This window comes from Mangrovicoccus sp. HB161399, from assembly GCF_013184745.1.
Lineage (GTDB): Bacteria > Pseudomonadota > Alphaproteobacteria > Rhodobacterales > Rhodobacteraceae > Mangrovicoccus.
Window position 1 is genome coordinate 1 of record NZ_JAATVU010000019.1, and the last position, 20,651, is coordinate 20,651.

Annotated in this window: 20 protein-coding genes; 5 read left to right on the plus strand and 15 right to left on the minus strand. The window is 69.2% G+C overall.

The window, feature by feature from the left end; genetic code table 11:
• Positions 1-1,534 precede the first annotated feature (1,534 nt).
• Positions 1,535-1,990: a transposase gene (locus HCC78_RS34790; RefSeq protein WP_172329153.1), complete on the minus strand. Its 456-nt coding sequence runs from the start codon at positions 1,988-1,990 to the stop codon at positions 1,535-1,537.
• A gap of 47 nt (positions 1,991-2,037) precedes the next feature.
• Between HCC78_RS34790 and HCC78_RS34795 the strand changes: the two genes are divergently transcribed.
• Positions 2,038-2,280, plus strand: coding sequence for a hypothetical protein (locus HCC78_RS34795; protein WP_172329154.1), 243 nt, complete (start codon positions 2,038-2,040; stop codon positions 2,278-2,280).
• A 609-nt stretch (positions 2,281-2,889) separates the two neighbouring features.
• Here HCC78_RS34795 and HCC78_RS12685 read toward each other — a convergent pair.
• The 3 genes from HCC78_RS12685 to HCC78_RS12695 form a co-directional block, all read right to left on the minus strand.
• A complete protein-coding gene (locus HCC78_RS12685; RefSeq protein WP_371743828.1) occupies positions 2,890-3,483 on the minus strand; it encodes an SMC-Scp complex subunit ScpB in 594 nt (197 codons plus the stop codon).
• Positions 3,480-4,337, minus strand: a complete 858-nt coding sequence (locus HCC78_RS12690) for a DUF1403 family protein (protein ID WP_371743829.1) — start codon at positions 4,335-4,337, stop codon at positions 3,480-3,482. The genes HCC78_RS12685 and HCC78_RS12690 overlap by 4 nt, the downstream gene beginning before the upstream one ends.
• A 111-nt stretch (positions 4,338-4,448) precedes the next feature.
• A complete protein-coding gene (locus HCC78_RS12695; protein ID WP_172329156.1) occupies positions 4,449-5,060 on the minus strand; it encodes a LysE/ArgO family amino acid transporter in 612 nt (203 codons plus the stop codon).
• A 95-nt stretch (positions 5,061-5,155) separates the two neighbouring features.
• Between HCC78_RS12695 and HCC78_RS12700 the strand changes: the two genes are divergently transcribed.
• Together HCC78_RS12700 and HCC78_RS12705 are read left to right on the plus strand one after the other, a co-directional pair.
• Positions 5,156-6,046: a LysR family transcriptional regulator ArgP gene (locus HCC78_RS12700; protein ID WP_172329157.1), complete on the plus strand. Its 891-nt coding sequence runs from the start codon at positions 5,156-5,158 to the stop codon at positions 6,044-6,046.
• Positions 6,047-6,116: 70 nt separating this feature from the next.
• Positions 6,117-6,593, plus strand: coding sequence for a DUF4186 domain-containing protein (locus HCC78_RS12705; RefSeq protein ID WP_172329158.1), 477 nt, complete (start codon positions 6,117-6,119; stop codon positions 6,591-6,593).
• A 39-nt stretch (positions 6,594-6,632) separates the two neighbouring features.
• Here the strand turns inward: HCC78_RS12705 and HCC78_RS12710 are convergent, their stop codons facing one another.
• From HCC78_RS12710 to HCC78_RS12730, 5 genes are all read right to left on the minus strand, one after another.
• Positions 6,633-7,991, minus strand: a complete 1,359-nt coding sequence (locus HCC78_RS12710; RefSeq protein WP_216671138.1) for an ArsB/NhaD family transporter — start codon at positions 7,989-7,991, stop codon at positions 6,633-6,635.
• 6 nt (positions 7,992-7,997) lie between these two features.
• Complete coding sequence (locus HCC78_RS12715) at positions 7,998-8,504, minus strand: HPP family protein (protein ID WP_172329159.1); 507 nt, start codon at positions 8,502-8,504, stop codon at positions 7,998-8,000.
• 175 nt (positions 8,505-8,679) lie between these two features.
• On the minus strand, positions 8,680-8,985 hold the full coding sequence (locus HCC78_RS12720; RefSeq protein WP_172329160.1) for a hypothetical protein: 306 nt from the start codon (positions 8,983-8,985) through the stop codon (positions 8,680-8,682).
• 166 nt (positions 8,986-9,151) lie between these two features.
• Entirely contained in the window at positions 9,152-10,462 is a 1,311-nt protein-coding gene (locus HCC78_RS12725) for a replication-associated recombination protein A (RefSeq protein WP_172329161.1), read from the minus strand.
• 477 nt (positions 10,463-10,939) lie between these two features.
• Positions 10,940-11,881 carry an AEC family transporter gene (locus HCC78_RS12730; RefSeq protein ID WP_172329162.1) on the minus strand — a complete coding sequence of 314 codons (942 nt, stop codon included), beginning with the start codon at positions 11,879-11,881 and terminating at the stop codon, positions 10,940-10,942.
• Positions 11,882-12,024: 143 nt separating this feature from the next.
• Here HCC78_RS12730 and HCC78_RS12735 point away from each other — a divergent pair, with 143 nt between their 5' ends.
• Positions 12,025-12,909, plus strand: a complete 885-nt coding sequence (locus HCC78_RS12735) for a LysR family transcriptional regulator (protein ID WP_172329163.1) — start codon at positions 12,025-12,027, stop codon at positions 12,907-12,909.
• Here HCC78_RS12735 and hpbA read toward each other — a convergent pair.
• Positions 12,896-14,932 carry an N-methyl-L-proline N-demethylase HpbA gene (hpbA, locus tag HCC78_RS12740; RefSeq protein ID WP_172329164.1) on the minus strand — a complete coding sequence of 679 codons (2,037 nt, stop codon included), beginning with the start codon at positions 14,930-14,932 and terminating at the stop codon, positions 12,896-12,898. The two genes, HCC78_RS12735 and hpbA, sit on opposite strands and share 14 nt — an antisense overlap.
• Before the next feature lie 318 nt (positions 14,933-15,250).
• On the opposite strand from hpbA, the gene HCC78_RS12745 reads away from it, so the two are divergent.
• Complete coding sequence (locus HCC78_RS12745; RefSeq protein ID WP_172329165.1) at positions 15,251-15,895, plus strand: TetR/AcrR family transcriptional regulator; 645 nt, start codon at positions 15,251-15,253, stop codon at positions 15,893-15,895.
• A 12-nt stretch (positions 15,896-15,907) separates the two neighbouring features.
• Here the strand turns inward: HCC78_RS12745 and HCC78_RS12750 are convergent, their stop codons facing one another.
• From HCC78_RS12750 to HCC78_RS12770, 5 genes are read right to left on the minus strand one after another with little or no spacing between them, the layout of a single operon-like run.
• The gene (locus tag HCC78_RS12750) at positions 15,908-17,131 is read right to left on the minus strand and encodes an amidohydrolase family protein (RefSeq protein WP_172329166.1); all 1,224 of its coding nucleotides are present in this window, start codon (positions 17,129-17,131) and stop codon (positions 15,908-15,910) included.
• A gap of 1 nt (position 17,132) precedes the next feature.
• Positions 17,133-17,633, minus strand: coding sequence for a GAF domain-containing protein (locus tag HCC78_RS12755; RefSeq protein WP_172329167.1), 501 nt, complete (start codon positions 17,631-17,633; stop codon positions 17,133-17,135).
• A gap of 9 nt (positions 17,634-17,642) precedes the next feature.
• Positions 17,643-18,542, minus strand: coding sequence for a branched-chain amino acid ABC transporter permease (locus HCC78_RS12760; protein WP_172329168.1), 900 nt, complete (start codon positions 18,540-18,542; stop codon positions 17,643-17,645).
• Entirely contained in the window at positions 18,542-19,405 is an 864-nt protein-coding gene (locus tag HCC78_RS12765) for a branched-chain amino acid ABC transporter permease (protein ID WP_172329169.1), read from the minus strand. The genes HCC78_RS12760 and HCC78_RS12765 overlap by 1 nt, the downstream gene beginning before the upstream one ends.
• Before the next feature lie 13 nt (positions 19,406-19,418).
• Complete coding sequence (locus HCC78_RS12770) at positions 19,419-20,618, minus strand: ABC transporter substrate-binding protein (RefSeq protein WP_172329170.1); 1,200 nt, start codon at positions 20,616-20,618, stop codon at positions 19,419-19,421.
• Positions 20,619-20,651: the final 33 nt, after the last annotated feature.

A 20,651-nucleotide genomic window follows, 5' to 3' on the forward strand; every position in this document is an offset into this window, starting at 1 on the left:
TGCCGGACGGCGGTCGCGGACCGCCTGCTCCGGGGCATCGGGGACGGCTGCCCGCCGCGGCGCCACCGGTCCGGGCCCGATGGGCGACGGCATGCGCGGCCGTGCTCGCGCGCCAGCCGACGGTCTTCCTGGCGCGGGCATCGGTCAGCGAGCCATTGTGGCGCCATCGGTTCGGGCCCGATGGCGGGCGGCCGCGCAGGAGACCCCCTTCCAGGTCGCCGCGCAGGCGAAGCCGCCCACCTGTCACCCGGCAGGCGATTGCACGCAATCGCCGAGAGGGCAGAGCATGTTCGGAGCAGGCGCCCGGAACTGCCGGTTCACCTTGTCCGAAGGGCATGCAGCCTTCCTGTCCGGCACCGCCGTTCCCTGCGGCTTGCCGCGGAGCGAGCCGCTATCCGCCATTGGCGGTGTGGATGGCCCCGCCGGCTGCATCGCGATGTGCCGCGCCGTGGCCTGGCGGGGGCCATGGCTGGCGATGCCCGTCCGCGGGACGCCGGGGGGGGGCGGCGCTGCCGTTTCCGCGCAGGACGGGCGCCACCAGCCCGACCGGGCGGCGCCGGCGAGGAAGCGGCAGGCACCTCGCGATCCCGGATCCTGCACCGGGGCGGCCGCGCGCCCCGGAGGCCATCCCGGCCGCGCGTCCGCCGCACCGCCGGGGACCGCGGTCCCATGGCGGGGCTTCCCCCGCCTCGCAGACCTCGCGGAAGGCGCCCGCCTTGCAACGCCGCAGGCGGGCACTTGTGGGTCGCTTCAAGCTCGGCGAGGCCGTCCGTGCCAGGGCGTGACAATCTCCGACCGTGACGTGCCCCGCTGCGGAACGTCCCGAGCGGCACCGCCGTTGCCAGGCTTGCTCGCCGGCCCGCGGTACCCGGCAAGATCATTGCGCTGCCCCGCGTGGCGAGACCCCGAGGCGGCAGCCGCGAAGTGCAAATGCACGGTCGCTGCATACCGCTGCCCGCCTGCGCGCGGATGCAGCAGGCACTGGCTGCGGGCGATTGGGATCAACGCGGCAACCATCCTTCGTCCTTCCGGCCCGGGCCCGATCGCACCCGCGTCGAACATAGAATAGAGAAGATGGACATCGGACATGGCTGGCCATCTGCAGGCCTTGGCCATGTCAGTCCCGACCAGCGGCTCGGCTGTCCCGAGAGCGATTCTGAAACCGGCAAAGGCACACGGAGACAAGCTTCCAGCGGCCAACGCTGCCAAATGGACCCCAAGCATCCGCCCGGGCACACGGCCACACGGCTGCAAGCGCGAGTTCCGCGACCATACGCGGCTGGACGGGGTTGGGGTCATGGCCCATCGAAATTGTTTAGGACTCGTGATTGCGGACCCTCTCGAGGTGAATGATGCAAGACCTGTTCTGGCTGACTGAGTGAGTATCCGTCATGCGCAAGCGGCGTTTGGGGTCCACAGACTGTCGGCCTTGACCGGCGCGTTGGCGGTGAGCAGGAGCTTTCTCATGAGTACGACGATGGCAACCTTTGCGGGTGTTCCGGCCTCACGGAGATGGGTGTGCTTGGCCTTGAGATCAGGGTTGAAGCGCATTGCGACAACGGAAGGCATGCAAAGTACGTCGCGCGACGGCTTGCGGCCCCCGCTGATGAAGGACCTGCCTTTCCAGCAGATGGCCGGATCCGCGGCTGTAGTGGGCAAGGCCTGCGCGGCTTGCGGCCTGCTTTCCGTCGAGCTTCCCGATCTCGGGCAGGAAGGCGAGGATCACCGCCGTCGCGACAGGGCCGATGCTGGGGATGGAGCACAGGATTTCGCGGAAACATGCCATGGCATCGTCCTTGGCGATAAGCTTGGCAATCTCAGCGTCCAGGTCCGCGATCTGGCGCTCGACGAGGACCAGCCGTTTCGCGAGCTGACGCTTCACCAGAGCGTGGATCTGGACGTGGCCGCGCTTGGGCAACAGGGTCCGCTCGGCGATCAGGGCGCGGCGCGCAACCTGCAACTCCTTGAGAACCTGCAGTTCCGGCGACACGGGCGCATCGGGTTCGAGGGCCAGGGCCGCGCCATGCGAGCCAGGACATGAGCATCGACCGCACAAGTGAATGGGACCGTGGCGCCAGCGGCGCCGCGAAAGCCCCGGAAACGCTCTGCAACCGTTGGCTCCGCTGGAGCCGGATGGGCGTCTTCGCCCGGATCATGGACGGCCCGGCCTCCGGCGGCCGGGACAAGCGGACCGTGACGATGGAAACATCCTTTCTCAAGGCCCATCCGACGGCGCCCAGCCTCCGGGCGAGTGCGGCGGAACAGAAATCAGTTCGGTAGATCGATTTCCTGCCGAACCGGGAGCGCGGAAGGCTGATCAGGCAGAGTTCGAGGATCGGGAAACGATCCGGGGGACCGTTTACCCGAGAGCGGCGACTTGAACTCCAATCTGCATGCCGTCACCGACTACCTGGGACGTCCGATCAGTTTCTGTCTGTCGGCGGGCCACCCTCGCTGGACGTTGCTGTGCAATGACCTGCCGGGCATCGGGCGAGCGACCAAAAGGGAGCGGCATCCCTGCTGGCATCGCCGCCGGAGGCCGGGTGGCTGATTGCGGACCGCGGATGGCAAGCCATGCCGCGCTACCGGTCCGAACCGCATGGCGAATGCCGATTGGAGCTGCAGTGCCTTGAAAGTATTGGACATACAGGTCTGCATTCCGTCGGGCGGTGCCGCAAAGGCGCGATCCCGCATGACAAGAGGCGGTGCAAGTGCCGCCATGGGATCGACTGCATGTCCGGCCGCCTCGAAGACTGGCGGCGAGTTTCGACCGCTGCCCGATTGTCGTTCTTTCGGCGACAGCCCTGGCGGCCACGTTCATCTTTTGGCCATGCGTTCCGCTCCCAGCGTCTTCCGCCAGCGGCAGGGTCTCCGGCAGGAAAAGCGCCGCTAGCTCCCTGCCACCTCGGTACTTCCGTCGAGGCCGGCATCCATCAGCGCCTCGCGGTCGGGCAGGTCGTCTAGCGTGGCAAGGTCGAAGCGCGCGAGGAAGGCCTCGGTCGTAACATAGGTATAGGGCGCGCCCGGCGCCGGGCTGCGCGGTCCGGGCGCGATCAGGTCCGCTGCCCGCAGGCGGGAGAGAAGATCGCGCGGGACTTCCTTGCCGAAGACATCCGCAAGCCCCGCCCGCGTCACCGGCTGCTGGTAAGCAATCGCCGCCAGCACCGCGGTCTCGAAGGGCGACAGTTCCATCCGCGGCTCCGGCAGGTTGGCCGCCGCCTTGATCGCGGGCGCATAGCCCGGACGGGTCCTGAGCTGCCAGCCGCCCGCCACCTGCGCCAGCTCGTAGGGCCGCCCGTCGAGCTCGGCCTTCAGGTCGTCGAGCAGCAGGTCCACCGGCGCGCCCTTGCCGACGATCCGCGCCAGCGACTCGCGGCCGACCGGCTGGGCCGAGGCGAAGAGCACCGCCTCGATCCGCCGCATCCATTCGCGCCAGCGCAGCTCCGGGGGGAGCCCGTCCAGTTCCCGGTCGAACTCGCTCACAGCCCGTAGATCCTGAATGTCTCCCTACCGGAAAGCTCCTGCACCGCGCCGAGCGCCACCAGCCGGTCGCAGATCCGCCGCGCCGCGCGGTCGGTCATCGGCATGCGGCTGCCGCGGATCACCGGGGTCAGCGCGCGGGCGGGCGAGACCGCGTCCTCGGCCAGGAACAGCGCGACCGCCGCATCCGAGGCCTTGGCGCGCAACTTGGGCGCCACCGCCCGCAGCTTGTCGGCGCGGCGGGCCAACTCGTCGGCGAGCGCCAGCGCCTGCTCGGCCGCGGCCGTCGCCGCGCGCAGGCAGGCGGCATCCAGCGTGTCGGGGTCGCGCAGCTCGGCGCGGGTCAGATGTCCGCCCAGGAGCGGCAGCGGCTGCGCCAGGCCGAGCGCCGCCGACAGCGCGGCCTCGGCGAGAAGCAGGGCCGGAACCTGGGCGCGCGGCTCCGCGCTGAGGCAGGCGGCCAGCAATGCGGCGGCCCGCGCGACCGGCGCCGCAGGCAGATCGGCGGGATCGGGCAGTTCCGGCAGGCCCTGGCGGATGCGCAGCTCCCAGCCCGCGTTCAGCCGCAGCCGGGTCAGGCGCCGCCAGTCGAGGAAGACAGCGCCGCCCGGGCCCGGAGTTTCGCCCTCGCGCAGCAGGTGCACCTCGTCGCGCAGCTCCGCCGTGCGTTCCGGGCGACCGGCGCGGCGCAAACAGGCCTCGGCCGCGCGCAGGGCCAGCCGGTCGCGCAGCAGCATGCCGGGCACCGCCGGATCGGCCAGCGCGAAATCCAGCGCCATCAGCGCCGCCCCGGCCCGGAATGCCGCCGAGTCGGGGGTCGCCGGGTCGTCGCGCAATGCCCATCGGGGCAGTTTCACCGGAATCCGGGGCGCAGCGGGGGGTGGAAGCTTTGCCTTTGCCATGCCCCATTCTGGCACGGAGCGGCGCTTGCTGCCAGAGGTTTTGCTGCGAAGCGCCGCCTCTTTCCGTCATCCGCCGTGCAGCAGTTTCAGCGCGATCGCCCACATGACGACGGCAATGCCCGCGTCCAGCACCCGCCAGGCGGTCGCGCTGGCGAAGACCGGGCGCAGACAGGCCGCGCCGTAGCCGAGCGCGAAGAAGAAGCCGAAGGCGGCTGTGATGGCACCGAGCGCGAAAGCGCGCTCCTGCCCGGGGAACTGGGTCGAGATCGAGCCGAGCAGCATCACCGTATCGAGATAGACATGCGGGTTCAGCCAGGTGAAGGCCATGCAGGTTGCCAGGGTGGCCGAGAGCGGCACTGTGCCTCCGCCCCCCGAGGCCGCCAGAACCGCGCCCGGGCCGAAGGCCGAGACGAAGCTTCGGGCGCCGTAGATCACCAGGAATGCCGCCCCGCCATAGCGCATCGCCGGTTCGACGGCGGGCAGGACCGCGACGATGCGGGCGAAGCCGGCGACCCCGAGGCTGACCAGCACCGCGTCCGAAAGCGCGCAGGCCAGGCAGATGGCGAAGACATGCTCGCCGCGCAGCCCCTGGCGGAGGACGAAGGCATTCTGCGCGCCGATGGCGACGATCAGGCTGAGCCCCATGGAGAGGCCGGCGAAATAGACGGATTGGAACATGGCGGGAACTCCGGAAAAGGTCCGGCCTGCCCTAGCCGCGGCGGCCATCCTGAGGCAAATTGAAGTATCTAATCCTGCATTAGCTGAGCTTCACCATGATCGACTATCCCGCCGCCCGCGCCGTCGCGCTGATCCACCGCACCGGCAGCTTCGAGGCCGCGGCGCGCAAGCTCGGCATCACCCCCTCTGCCGTGTCCCAGCGGGTCCGGCAGCTCGAGGAAAGGCTGGGCACGGTGCTGCTGGAGCGCGGCACGCCCTGCACGGCAACGGCAGAAGGCGCTTGGCTCTGCCGCCACATGGAGCAGGTGGAGATGCTGGAACACGGGCTCTTCGGCTTGCTGCCGGGACTTGCGGAGGGGGCTCCGCAGCCGGTGACGCTCGACATCGCGATCAATTCCGACAGCCTGGCGACCTGGTTCCTCGCCGCGGCCGCGCCCTTCGCGGCGGAGACCGGATTCATGCTGAACCTCGTGACCGATGACGAGGAGCACACCGCCGACTGGCTGCGCCGCGGCCGGGTGCTGGCCGCGGTCACGACGCTCGAGCGCCCGGTGCAGGGCTGCCAGGTCAAGCCTCTGGGGCGCCTGCGCTATCTGGCGGCGGCCAGCCCGGACTACCTTGCGCGGCATTTTCCCGATGGGGTCACGGCCGGCGCGCTGGCCCGCGCACCGGCGCTGACCTTCGGGCAGAAGGACCGGCTGCAACGGGACTGGGTGCAGCGGAATTTCGGCACGGTCCCGGATTTCCCGACGCATTGGCTGCCTTCCACCGAAGGCATGATCGAGGCGACGCTGCTCGGGCTCGGCTGGGGCATGGGCCCGGAACCGCTGCTGCGCGCCCATATGAAGGCCGGGCGGATCGCCGAAATGGTGCCGGGCGCAGTGCTGGACCGGCCGCTCCACTGGCAGGTCAGCCGCCTTGCGGCCGGCCGGTTCGACCGCCTGACCCGGCTGGTGACCGCGGCCGCGCGGCAGAGCCTGATCTGACCCCGCGGGCGCTTGGCAGCGCCATGCCGCCATGGGAAGGTCGGCATGCATGGGCGGAAGGAGCCGGAACATGGCAAGGGCATCGCGGTCCCGCGGCGGGGACCCCAGGCAGGGCGAGCTGTTCGGCAGCGCCCTGGAGGACCGCCTGCCCGCCCCCCCTTCGCCGGCCGCGGCTCTGCCGGAGCCGCCGGAGACGCAGGCGCTTTTCGCGCGGCTGGCGCGATCGGACTTCCGCAGCCGGTTCCGGCTGGGACAGGAGGACCGGGACTACCTTGCCGCCAAGGGGCCCGAGACCGTCCGCCGCCATGCCGAGGCGTTCATCGGCGAAAGGCTCGCCCCGGCACATCCGGCGAAGGACGGCAGGCAGACGCCGATGCGCGGCCACCCGGTCTTCGTCGCGCAGCATGCCACCGCCACCTGCTGCCGCGGCTGCCTGGCGAAATGGCACGGCATCCCGAAGGGCCGCCCGCTGGGTGGCGCCGAGCAGGCGCGGATCGTGGCCGTCTTGATGTCATGGATCGGAAGGGAGTCGGCGCGGCAGCGCTGAAGGGAGGCGCCGGGACTGGCCCGGCGCGCTCCGCAAGGCTCAGAAGTAGCGGAGCCAGATGTAGATGTTCGCCAGCACCAGGGTCAGGATCATGATCGGGAAGGCGAATTTGGTGAAGGCCATGAAGCTGATCGGCTGCTTGGCCTTCTCTGCGAAGGCCGCCACGGTCAGGTTCGCCGACGCGCCCAGCAGCGTGCCGTTGCCGCCTAGGCAGGCGCCGAGCGCCAGCGACCACCAGAGCGGCTCGATCTTGTCGGGACCGAACGTGTCCGCGGTCGCCTGGATCATCGGGATCATGGTTGCCACGAAGGGGATATTGTCGAGGATCGCCGAGAGGATGCCCGAGGCCCAGAACACCAGGAAGGCGGTCCACATAAGATCGCCGTCGGTCACGTTCAGCACGAACTCCGCGAACATCGCCAGGAGCCCGACATGCTCCACCGCGGCGACGATCACGAAGAGACCGCCGAAGAACAGGATCGTCACCCATTCGACCTCGCCAAAGATGTGGTGCACCGATTCCGACTGGTGCTCGGCGTCCTGCCCGGCATAGGCCAGCAGCATCAGGAGCCCGGCCCCGGCCAGCGCCGAGGTGCCCGGCTGGATGCCGTAGGAATGCCCGGCGGTGAAGCCGAGGATGACCAGCGCCAGCACGAAGAGCGCCTTGACCATCAGCCGCACGTCGGTGATCGCGCTCTTCTCGTCGAATTCCATGATCTTGGCCGAGGCCGAGGCCGGGATCTGCGACAGCGCCCTGCGGTTCACCAGGTAGATGATCCCGGTCAGCGCGACGAGGCAGACCATCGCGATCGGCGCGAGGTTCACGGCGAAATCGTTGAAGCTGAGGCCTGCGGCAGAGCCGATCAGGATGTTCGGCGGGTCGCCGATCAGCGTCGCGGTGCCGCCGACATTGGAGGCCAGGATCTCGGCCATGAAGAAGGGAAACACCTTGGTGCCGAGCGCATCGGTGATCAACAGCGTGATCGGCGCGATCAGCAGAACCGTGGTGACGTTGTCCAGAAGCGCCGAGAACACGGCGGTGATCAGCGTCAGCATGATCAGGATGCCGGTCGGATTGGCCTTGACGACCTTGGCCGCCTTGATCGCGACATACTGGAACAGGCCGGATTTCGAGGTGATCGCCACGATCACCATCATCCCGATCAGCAGCGCCAGCGTGTTGGCATCGACGCCGGCGACTGCCTGCTGCTGGTTGATGATGCCGAAGATCACCATCAGCGAGGCGCCCAGCATCGCCAGGATCGCGCGGTTGAGCTTCTCGGTGATCAGGATGGCATAGACGAGGATCAGGATGCCGGTGGCCATCCAGAGCGGGTCGATGCCAAGAAGGTGGGGAACGGAGAACGCATGTCCCCCGGCGTCAACTTGTCCGTGCACTTGTCTTTACTCCGGAATTTCCGTGGAACCGAGAACCTGGTCGAGCAGCGAGTTGGCGCTGACCGTGCCGACGAAGCGCCCGGTCTTGGGCTCCACCAGCATCACGTGTCGCTTGTACTTGTAGATCAGGAAGATGCCCTCCATCACCGGCGTGTCGGGCGCGGCGATCGGGATGTTCTCGGGGCGGGACATGTTCTCCCGCACGGTCTCGTCCTTCAGCCGCTCCAGCTGGGCGATGAAATCCTCCTTGGACAGGCTGAAGAACTTCAGGTTGTCGAGCTTGCCCGAGAACGCGTTCGACCCCATGTCGATGGTCGCTGCCTTGGGCAGGATCATCTTCAGCAGGGTCGGCGCCGAGAACACGCCGACATACCTGCCGTCATCGTCCACCACCGGCAGGAAGCGCGCGCGGCTGGACTTGATCATGTTGAAGGCGGTGGCGACGCTCGCATCGGGATGGATCGTCTTCTGGTTTTCGGGCGGAACCATAACGTCCGCGCATGTCAGCCCCATGTCTTCCTCCGGCAATTACGGGCATGCGGACGCCCCGCGCTGCGGCCTGCCGGAAGCCCCGGGCGGACCGCAGGACGCGGCGCCTGCAAAATCGGTGGTTTCGGGTATCGCCGCAGGCAGCAGCCCGCAATGAGGCTTTCCGTCCGCCCCGCCGCGCGGGACGGTCCCGGCCGGCTCAGAGACCGAATCCGGCCCGGCCCGAGGCCACGATGCCGATCACCGCCTGCGACCGGCTGTCATCCGATTCGAGCCGGCAGCCGGTGATTCCGTAGCGGGAGATCCGGCCGAGAACGACCGCCTCCTGCGGTTCCGCATCGATGTTGAAGGTGACGCTGGGCACTTCCGCGAAGGTGGCGGGGAATTCGACCGAGCGTTCCTTCGTGGTCAGCAGCACCTCGACGCGGCACACCAGATGCCCGCCGGGCAGGATTTCGTAGGCGCCGCCGGAATTGAAGCCCTTGTAGAGATCCTGATGTTTCATGCGGGTGCCCCTCTTCGCCAGTCCAAGACTCCGCGACTCCCGGCGCCGAACCACACGTCAGGGTTGTTTTACGCAAATAGGATACATGTTCTGCGGAACGTTCCAAGCGTTTCTTGCGCCGCGCCATCCGGACGGTCCGACGCTGCGGCAGGAAAGCCGCGGCGGCTCAGCCGCGCCGGAACCGCGCCGGGACAGGCTGGCCGGAGAGCTGCTCCCAATGGGCATCGGCGCGCTTCTCGAAGGTCCCCGCCTCGCGCGCGTCGCTCTGGTAGAACCGCCCCGGTTGCAGCCCCGGCACGTAGTCCTGCTCCACCCAGCCGCGCGGATCGTCGTGCGGGAAGCGGTAGCCGACATGGCCGAGCGCCTCGGCGCCCTTGTAATGCGCGTCGCGCAGGTGCTTCGGCACCACTGCGGGCGGTTCGGAGGCCACCGCCTGCAGCGCCAGCCCGATGCCCCGGCAGGCGGAATTGGATTTCGGCGCCCGCGCAACGTGCAGCGCCGCATGGGCCAGCACGATCTGCGCCTCCGGATAGCCGATCTTCTCCACCGCCGTGGCCGCTGCGACCGCGGTCTGCAGCGCCGTGTTGTCCGCCAGCCCGACATCCTCGGAGGCATGGATCATGATCCGCCGCGCGATGTAGCGCGGGTCCTCGCCGGCATGGACCAGCCGCGCCAGCCAGTAGAGCGCCGCATCCGGGTCGGACCCGCGCATCGACTTCACGAAGGCCGACACCAGGTCGTAATGCTGGTCGCCGGAGCGGTCATGGTTCACCGGCGCGGCGGCATAGGCCTCTTCCAGCATGTCCTCGGTGATCTCGATCGCGCCGCCGGGATGGCCGACCGCCAGGCTTTCCAGCGTGGTCAGCGCCCGGCGCGCGTCCCCGCCCGAGCGTCCCGCGACCATCCGGACCTGATCGGCGGTCATCGCGACCTCGACGCCCTGCCCGGCCAGATGCGCCAGCCCGCGGCGGACCACCTCCTCCATGTCCTGCAGCGTCATCGGCTCCAGCCTGAGGATGGTGGAGCGCGAGACCAGCGCCGGGGTCAGCACGTGATACGGATTGCCGGTCGTGGCGCCGATGAAATCGGCCGTGCCGTTCTCGCAGATCGACAGCAGGTCGTCGGCCTGCGTCGAGGAAAAGCGGTGGACCTCGTCGACGAAGATCAGCAGCGGCCGGATCCTTGCCTCGTCGGCCAGCTTGCGCAGCTCGGCAACGCCTGCGCGGGTGGCATGGAGCTGGCGGAACTCCTTCCCCAGCATGGTGCCGACGGCCCGCGCGATCGAGGTCTTTCCCACTCCGGGCGGGCCGTAGAGGATCACGCTGCCGAGCGCGCCCGCGGCGATGCGGCGGCGCAGGATCGAGCCCGGCGCGGTGATCCCTGCCTGGCCGATCACCTCGTCGAGGGTTCCCGGGCGCAGCGCCGCGGCCAGCGGAACATGCCCTGCGGCCGGCGCCGCGTCGAAGAGGTCGTTCATGTCGGCTCCCGTCTCGGCCGGGGCGGCTCCCCAGCGATGCGTTCCTTCCTAGGCCCTCCGGCCGGGAAAGCGAAGCCATGGCGTTCGCCCCGGGGCGAGCCATGCATCGGGCACAGGACCGGTCTGCAGCCTCGCGGCTTGTTCTGCGCCGCGGCATATCCTATTTGCATGCATACGGAACGGCGACGTTCCAGAGAGTTTCCTGGGGCTCCTCCTCCTCCCTGAGCCCGGGAATTGGCGGCAGCCCTCCTCCTCCTCCCTGAGGGCTGCCGCGTTCTCTCCCACCCTTTGATTCCCTTGGACAACTTGCCGTCGCGGCGGGTTTTCGCGCGCTTTCCGGCTGCGGCATTGCGCCTGCCTGGAGCTGCCGCCGCGGCGCCCGCTTTTCGGGCAGGGCGGCCGGAGCCCTTGCCCGCTTGGCCCGGCACTGGCTTATCCCCGCGGTCATCCACAGATTTGGTGGATAAGGCCGCCCGTTCAGAGGGCGACGGCAAGATAGGCCGAAAGCGTCGCCACCGACAGGACCGTGGTGGCCAGAATCACGCGCCCCGTCATCAGCGCTTCGCGGCCGTAGAACTCGGCCAGCATGAAGGGCCCCGTGCCGGTCGGCAGCGCGGCCAGCAGCACCGCGGTCTGCGCCACCGGGCCGGGCAGCTGAAGGAGCGGCACCGCCAGCACCCAGGTCGCCAGCGGCTGCACGGCGAGTTTCATCGACACCAGCGCGGCAAAGGCCGTCCGGTCGCGGCCGGACTCCGCCGGGCGCGGCGTCTCGGCAAGGAAGCACCCCAAGGTCACCAGCGCACAGGGCGCCGCCGCGCTGCCCAGCAGCCCCAGGAACCGGTCCATCGGCGCCGGGAAATCCAGGCCCGTCGCCAGGAAGGCCGCGCCCGCGAGCGGCGACAGGATCAGGGGATTGCGCGCAAGCCCGGCGAGCGTCCGGAGCACGATCTCGCGCGCCCGGCCGTCCTGCTGCAGCCCGAACTCCACCAGGAGGATCGCCACCGCGAAAAGCACCGCCACCGTCACCAGCGTCGCCACCAGCGTCAGGCCGAGCGCCGCTTCGCCTGCCACGGCGAGGATCAGCGGAAAGCCGAGGAAGCCGGTATTGGCATAGCTCGCGTTCAGCCCGTCCAGCGCGGCATCGGCCAGCGGCCGCCCCTGCCGCATCCGCATCCCCACCGCCGCGGCGAAGACCGCCGCGCAGCCCCCCGTGAAGGCGGCAATGAAGCCCGGATGCCAGATCTCGGCCGGGTCGGCTTCGGCCATGATGCGGAACAGGAGCGCGGGCAGCGCCAGGTACACCACCAGCCGGTTCAGCTCGCGCGTGGCACCCGGTCCCAGCGCACCGCCCCGGCGTGCGGCCCAGCCCGCGAAGATCAGCGCGAAGATCGGCAGGACGATGGAAAAGGTGGCGGACATGGCGGAGCTCCCGGAACGGCGGATGGCCGGTGGTATCAGGCCGTGTCGATGCACTCCAATGCCATTTTTGACCGTTATCCATGCAATATGGGACTTGATTGGGCACGCTGCACGGCGCAGCCTCGGTCAGAAAGGAGACCCCCTTGGACATCCAGAAGCTGCGCTGTTTCGCGGCGCTTGCCGAGACGCTGCATTTCGGCCAGGCGGCGGAGCGGATGAACATGACCCAGCCGCCCTTCAGCCGCCAGATCGCCGGGCTCGAACGCGCGCTCGGCGTGACGCTGGTCGAGCGCAGCTCGCGCCGGGTGGCCCTGACCCCGGCGGGCGAGCGGTTCCAGCGCGACGCCCGCGCAGTGCTGGCCAGGTTCGAGAGCGCCTGCCGCGACGCACGGCTGGTGGCCGAGGGCCAGACCGGCGAGCTGCGCCTCGGCTTCATGATGCACGCCGCCCACCGGCTGGTGCCGCGGATGGTCGCCGCCTATGCCGCGCGGCGCCCGGAGGTGCGGATCACCCTGGCGGAGGCGACGCCAGAGGAGATCGAAGAGCGGCTGATCCGCGGCCAGCTGGATGCCGGGGTGACCTTCGCCGGCGCGGCGGTTCCGCAGCTGGAAAGCCTGCCGATCTTCCGCGATCGGCTCTGCCTCGCGCTGCCGCCGGGCCACCGGCTGGCCGGCCGGACGGAGGCTGCGCCGGAAGACCTGCGGGACGAGGACCTGATTGCCGTGCCCGACCGGGTGTCGCGCACGCTGCGCGGCGAGATCTCGCGCTGGTTCGCCCAGGCCGGGCTGGTGCCGCGGGTCCGCTTCGAGCCGCAGCTTCAGCAGACCATCCTGCGGCTGGTGGCCGAGGGGCTGGGCACCGCGCTGGTTCCCGCCTCGATCTGCGACCGGCAGGCGGATGTCGCAACGGTGCCGCTGGCGGCGGCACCGGCGCTGGATGTGGTTCTGCGGACGCGAAGGGGCGCGGGCAATCCGGCGCTCGCGCCCCTTCTGGAGATCATCCGCCAGGGCGGGCTCACAGCCCCCTGACGAGCCTCAGCGCATCGTAGATCGCGGCATGGGTGTTGCGTGCCGAGACCGCGTCGCCGATGCGGAACAGCCGGAACGCGCCCTCCCGGTTGCGGACCACATCCTGCGTGCCGCCGGTGGCCAGCGCCCCGTAATCGACCTCGCCCAGGTTCTTCGAGTGCGGCTTCAGCTCGAAATAGAGTTCGTCCAGCGGCCGCGTGCCGTGGTTCACCACAACCTGGTCGACCAGGCGCTCGCGCGTCACCCCGCCGTAATCCGAGCCGAGCACTGCCTTCAGCCGGTTGCCCTCGCGGGCGACCGATTGCAGCCGCCAGGTGACGGTGAACGTGGTGTCGCGGGCCTGCAGCGCGCGCATGTAGGGCACCAGGTTCATCGCCATGACCTCGGGCGCGAAGGCGCGGTCCGGGGTGACGATCTCGACCCTCGCCCCGGTTTCCGAGATCAGGTCGGCCGCCTGGAGGCCGGCATGGTCGCCCGCATCGTCATAGACCAGCACGTTCTGCCCCGGCTTCGCGTCGCCCGAGATGATGTCCCAAGCCGAGACGACGAGCTCGTTGCCGCCGCTCAGCACCTCGGTATGCGGCAGCCCGCCGGTGGCGATCACCACCTCGTCCGGCTTCGTCCCCAGCACGTCGGCAGCTTCGGCGTAGGTGTTGAAGCGGAACTGCACCCCCTTGCGCTCGCACTGGTCGAAGCGCCAGGCGATGATCGAGGACATCTCGCGCCGCCGTTCCTGCAGGGCGGTCAGGCGGATCTGGCCGCCGGGCTGGTCGGCCGCCTCGAAGACGGTGACCGCGTGGCCGCGCTCGGCAGCGACGCGCGCCGCCTCCATGCCGGCCGGGCCCGCGCCGACGATGGTGACGCGCTTCGGCGCCTCCGCCTTCGCGATGGCATGGGGCATCTCGATCTCGCGGCCGGTCGAGGGGTTGTGCAGGCAGAGCGCCATGCCGCCCTGGTAGATGCGGTCGAGACAGTAGTTGGCGCCGACGCAGGGACGGATCTCTTCCTCGCGCCCCTCGATCACCTTGCGCACCAGATGCGGGTCCGCCAGATGCGCCCGGGTCATTCCGACCATGTCGAGCTTGCCGGAGGCAATCGCGTGGCGCGCCGTCGCCACGTCGGGGATCTTGGCGGCGTGGAAGGTCGGGAAATCGGTCGCCGCGCGGATCTCGCCCGCGAAATCGAGGTGCGGGGCGTTGCGCATGCCTTGGACCGGGATCACGTCGGTCAGCCCGGCATCGGTGTCGATATGGCCCTTCACGACATTGAGGAAATCGACCAGCCCCGACTGCTTGAGCTTCATCGAGATGGCCAGCCCGTCCTCGCGGGTCAGCCCGCCCGGCAGGTCCTCGTCGCCGGTATAGCGCACGCCCAGCAGGAAATCCCCGCCGCAGCGGTCGCGGATGCCTTCGAGGATCTCGAAGGTGAAGCGCAGGCGGTTGTCGAGCGAGCCGCCATAGGGGCCGTCGAGATCGTTGGTCAGCGGCGACCAGAACTGGTCGGCGAGATGGCCATAGGCCTGGATCTCGATCCCGTCGAGACCGGCGGCCTTCATCCGTTCGGCCGCATCGACATAATCGCCGATGATGCGCGCGATGTCCCAGTCCTCCATCTTCTTCGGAAAGGCGCGGTGCGCCGCCTCGCGCTCGTGGCCGGGCGAGACGACCGGCAGCCAATCGGCCTTGTCCCAGCGCGTGCGGCGGCCGAGATGGGTCAGCTGGATCATCACGGCGCAGCCTTCGTCATGGCATTCGTCGGCGAGCTTCTTCATCCAGCCGGTCACCTCGTCCTTCCAGGCGAGGATGTTGTTGAACACCGGCGGGCTGTCGCGCGACACGCTCGCCGATCCCGCCGTCATGGTCAGCGCCACCCCGGCCTTTGCCCGCTCCACGTGATAGGCGCGGTAGCGGTCCTTCGGCATGCCGTCCTCGGGATAGGCCGGCTCGTGCGAGGTGATCATGATGCGGTTCTTCAGCGTCAGGTGCTTGAGCTGGTACGGCTGGAGGAGGGGATCGTTCGACATGGGCGTGCTTTCCGGTGGGCCTGGCTTTGTCCTGGGTCTGTCCCGGCAGCAGGACGCAAAATGTACATATGTGTCAAGATACGTTTCGCGGCCGTCTCATCCCCGTCCTGGCGGCACGGCAGCGCGGTTCCCGGGCACCGGAGCCTTGTTTCAAGGACTTGCCGGACTGCCGCGCCGGGATTCGGGGATCCCGGGCACGACAGGCCCAGGCAGGTCCCCCGGACGGTCTGCCCGAAAAATGGTCACTCATGTACATTTTCCGGTGGCCCTGACGGTTCCCCTTGCCCCCGGCCCCGGCCCCGGCGTAACCGGGACGCCATGACCGAGGACACACTCCCAGAGCGCGGCTGGCGCGGATCGCCGGAAGTCTGGCTCGACGCGGCCTACGAGGCGCTGGTCGGCAAGGGCGTCGACGCGGTGAAGATCATGCCGCTGGCCAATGCGCTGAAACTGTCGCGCACCAGCTTCTACTGGTTCTTCAAGGACCGGAACCAGCTGCTGTCGCAGCTGCTGGAGCGCTGGGAACAGACCACGACGCGGGTGCTCGTCGCCGCGGCGGAGGAACCGGCCGCGACCGAGACCATGGCGATGCTGAACGTGATCTCTACCTTCCTGCCGGATGCCGGGGCGGGCTTCGATGCGCGGATCGAGCTGGCGGTGCGCGCCTGGGCGCAGCAGGATCCCGCCGTTCTGGCGCGGCTTCAGGCGGCGGATGCCGGGCGGCTGCAGGCGCTCAAGGCGCTTCTGGAACGCTGGGGCCACGCTGCGGCGGATGCCGACGTGCGCGCGCGGGCGATCTACCTGGTGCAGGTCGGCTACATCTCGATGCGGGTCGAGGAGAGCCTGGAAGACCGGCTCGCCCGCTTCCCCGCCTATGTCGAGATCTACACCGGCAAGAAGCCCACTGCCGAGGAGATGGCGCGGACCGCCGCCCGGCTCCGCAGGCCGGGCGGCGGCCGCTAGGCGGGCAGCGGCTCAGCCCTTCACGACCTCGCCGCCCTTGACGATGACCGGGATGCGGTCGCCCTGGCCGGACAGTACCGAGAGGTCCTCCAGCGGGTTGCCGTCGACGAGGATGACGTCACCGAAGGCACCGGGCGCGAGCGTGCCGATCTTGCCTTCCATGCGCAGCAGCTTCGCCGCGATGGTGGTGGCGGCGGAGATGACCGTCTGGGCAGGCAGGACCCGGCCGCGGATCTCGAACTCGCCCGACTGGTGGGGGTGCATGCCGCCCAGCAGGTCCGAGCCATAGGCCATCGGCAGCCCGGCCTCGGCCATGATCGACAGGGACTCCATCCCCTTCAGCCGCACGTCGTCGACCTTGGCGATCGAGGCCGCGGGCAGGCCCATCGCCGCGCCGTCGCTCGACAGCTTGTCATAGGTGACCAGCGTGGGGCAGGCGATGCAGCCTGCCTCGGCGGCGAGCTTCGCGGTCTCCGACTCGATCAGGTTGCAGTGCTCCAGCGAGCGGATGCCGACTTCGACCGCGCGTCGGATCGCCTTGTCGGTATAGAGATGCGCGGCAACATAGCTGCCCGCATTCTCCGCCTCCTCGACCATGGCGATCAGCTCTTCGCGGGCATACCCCAGGAAATGGATCGGATCGGAGGGCGAGGAGACCCCGCCATTGGCCATGACCTTCAGGAAATCGGTGCCGGTGCGGAACTGCTCGCGGGCGGCGCGGCGCACGGCCGGAACGCCATCGCAGACGATGCCGAGCGAACCCAGCGGCACGTTGCGTTCGGGCGTCGGCGTCTCGTCGATCGGGCCGCGCTGGTCGGTATGGCCGCCGGTCTGCGACAGCGCCTTGCCGCAGATGTTCAGCCGCGGCACCGGCACGGGCGAATCCGCCACCGCAAAGCGCAGCGCAGCGGTCGCGCCGCCGAGATCGCGCACGGTGGTGAAGCCGCGCATCAGCATCGCGTTCATGATGTTCAGCGAGCGGATCGCGACCATCGTGTCGGGCAGCGCGGCATTGGCCTTCAAGTCGGCGGTGACAGCGATGACATGGACATGGGCGTCGGTCAGACCCGGCATGACATAGCGCCCGGCAGCGTCGATTTCCGGGACGCCCGGATTGGCCAGCGCGCTGCCGGTCTCCTGCACCAGCCCGTCGGCGATGCGGATATCGGTGGCGTCCTTGGCACGGTCGGTCGTGCCGTCGATGATCCGCGCGTTGCGGATGAGCAGGTCGGTCATGTCAGTCTTCCGGGGTTGCAAGGGGGGCCGCCCCGGCGCCCTGGCGGGCGGCGAGGAAGGCCGGAACGGCGAGCGGCGCGAAGGGGCGCGCCGCCTCCAGATGGGTATCGTCGTAGCGGTGTTCCGCGTCGAGCAGGTTCATCGTGCCGATCACCTGGCCGTCATAGATCACCGGCAGGTTGATGCAGCAGCCGCAGCCGAGGCTGGCAATCAGTTCGTGGTCGAAGAAGGCCCACTCGATGTCCTTCATGGTCCGGCCGAGCCAGGGCTTCCGCGCATGGAGCACGTGATCGCCCCATGGCGTGCGGCTCATCGGCTTGCGCCCCGAGACGGGATAGGCCTCCGGATCGCTCGAATGGATGCGAGCGACCTCGGACCCGTCGACGAAGAGCAGCGTGAAGAGCTTGAATCCGACGACCTCCTGCAGCCGTGCTTCGAGCGCGTCGAAGAGGGCGGCAGGCTGGCCGGAATCGGCGAAGCGGGGAAGCAGCGTGGCAGGCATGGCAGGTCCTTACTGTGCCGGTGCGGGACGGATGCGCTCGGGCAGCACGCCCTGCGGGCGCAGGTGCAGCACGAGCAGGAAGGCAAGGCCGACGAGGATCTCGCGACTGGCGGCGACCTGGCCCGAACTGAGGCCCGGCAGCAGATGGCCGAGGAAGCGCGTGCCTTCGAGGAACAGGATGACCAGGAAGGCACCGAGGAAGGCGCCAGCCGGCCGGCCGACCCCGCCGGAGGTCACGGCGAGAAAGATGTAGATGGTCAGCAGGGGCTGGAAGTGGTCGGGCGAGATATAGCTCTGGTAATGGGCATAGAGTGCGCCGGCCAGGCCCGCGATCCCGGCGGACACCGCAAACGCGATCAGCTTCACCCGCATCGCGTTCTTGCCCGCGAAGCCCGCCAGGTCCTGGTCCTCGCGGATCGCCTTCAGCACCCGGCCGAAGGGCGCGCGGTCGAGGCGGCGCAACGCGAGGAAGACCGCGACGAGGATCGTCAGCACGAGGCACAGGTAGAAAACCGCGAAGCCCTGCGGTCCCAGCACGGATTTCAGCGGCGCCGGGATGCCCGGCAGGCCGTCGGTGCCGTTCGTCAGCCAGCGCTCGTTCATCGCGACCAGCCGGACGACCTCGGCAAAGCCCAGCGTCACGATGGCATGGTAGTCGCCGCGCAGCCGCACCGTCGCCCAGGTCGCGCCGATGCCTGCCGCCGCGCCCATGGCGCAGGCCGCGAGGATCGCGATCGGCACAGGGACACCGGCCAGCGACAGGATCGCCGAGGCATAGGCTCCGACCGCGAAGAAGCCGGCAAGCCCGAGATTGACCATGCCCGCCCCGCCCCAGATGAGGTTCAGGCTGAGCGCCAGCAGGCCGTAGATCCCGGCGGTTGTGGCGGAGAAGATGACATAGGACAGCATCAGGCGGCCCTTTCGCCGAAGAGACCGCCGGGGCGGAAGGACAGGACCAGCAGGATGGTCAGGAAACCGATGGCCGAGCGGTAGGTGGCGGGGATCACCAGCAGCGACAGTTCTTCGCCGATGCCGATCAGGATCGCGCCCGCCACGGCGCCAGGGATCGAGCCCAGACCGCCCAGCACTGCGGCAGCGAAGACCGGCAGCAGCAGCCGGCTGCCGGACATCGGGTCGATGGCGCTGTCGAGGCCCAGGAGCGCGCCGCCGACGCCCGTCAGCCCGGTGCCGAGCGCGACGGTGGCCATGGCGATGCGGCCGGGCTCCATCCGGAAGAGCCGGGCGAGATCCGGGTTGTCGGCCACGGCGCGCATCGCCTTGCCGTAGCGGGTGAAGCGCAGGAAGGCGAAGACGCCGGCCATCATCGCCACGGCGATGCCCGCAGTCTGCAGCTGCTGCGGCCCGACGCGCAGCCCCCAGAACCGCCAGTCCCGCATCAGCGGCAGGTCGAAGGCCCGGAGGTCATTGCCGAAGGAGAAGCGCAGGACGTTCTCCAGGATGATCCCCACGGCGATGGAGGCGATGGCCACGGTCAGCGCGCCCGAGGGACGCAGCCGGGCCAGCGCCGCCTGTTCCACCGCCAGCCCGATGGCGGCGACCGTGACGAAGGACCCGGCCATGGCCGGAAGGACCGGCCAGCCATAGCGGAAATTCAGCACCCAGGCCGCGAAGGCGCCGCAGGTCGCCAGCGGGCCGATGGCGAAATTCACGTAGCGCAGCACGGCGAAGATCGCGGTCAGCCCCATCGCCGGGATGGCGATGAGCGCGCCAGTCAGCACGCCGTTGATCACGGCCTGGATGATGTCGGTCATGGTCCGTCCCGGCTCAGGCGATCTTCAGGAGCGTGAAGGCCCCGTCCTTGACCTGTTCGTAGCGGAACTGGCAGTCGAGGATGTCGCCTTCGGCCGTGAAATCGCACGGGCCCGAGGCGCCGTCGTAATTCACCGCTTCGCCCGCGGCCAGTGCTTCGAGCCCTTCCAGCGCGGTATGGACCGGCTTGCCGTCGCCCTGCGACACGGTGCGGAAGGCATCCCGGATCGCGGTGCCCGAGGCATCGCCTGCGGCGGCGATGGCGAGGATCACCATGTTCACCTGGTCGAAGATCTGGGTCGTGTAGGGATCGGGCGAGGCAATGCCGGTGAGCTCCGTCAGCGCCTTGTAGGCGGCGCTGCCCTCGGCCGGGCTCGGCGCGATGGTGTAGATGCCTTCGACCACCTCGGCAGGCAGCGCGTCCACCAGCTTCTGGTTCACGGAATAGGCGAAGGCCAGCATCTTGCCCTCGTAGCCCGCGCGGTAGATGTCCTTCAGCAGGACGGTCGTGTCCGGCATGTAGCCGCCCAGCACCACGACATCCGGTCCGAAAGCCATCATCTCGTCGACTTCCGAGCGGTAGGACGGCTTCTTGTCGTCGTAGATCAGCTTCTCGGTGGAGCCGCCCGCGGCCTCGACCACCTTGGTGATCTCCGAGAACTGGCTGTCGGCGAAGGGGGTCTGCGGCGACATGAAGAACACCTTGCCCGCGCCAAGCTCCACGGTGAATTCGCCGAATTTCTGGCCCTGCAGGATGGTGTTCGGCTGGGTGCGGACGATGTAGCCCTCATGCGGCAGCAGCGTGATGCTGTCGGCGCCCGAGACCGTGGTCAGCATCGTGCCGCTTTCCCAGCAGAGCGGCGCGACCGCAGTGGTCACCGACGACGCCCAAGTCCCCATGATCGCCGAGACGCCGTCAACGTCGATCAGCTTGCGCGCGGCGCGGACGCCGGCCTCGGGGTTGGTCTGGTCGTCCTCCGAGACCACCTCGATCTGGCGGCCGAGCACGCCTCCGGCGGCGTTCACGCCATCGACCACGGCCTTCACCGTATCGGCCATGACCGGGCCGTAGGGGCCGCCCGCGCCGGTCAGCGGCGTCAGCGTCCCGAGCTTGATGGGGCCGTCCTGCGCCATCGCGCGGATCGGCAGGGCGAGGCTGCCGGCAAGAATCGCCGAGGATGCCAGGAACCGGCGGCGGGTGGTGCTGTTCGTCATGGTCTTTCCCTCTCTGTCGCTGCCGGGTTGCCC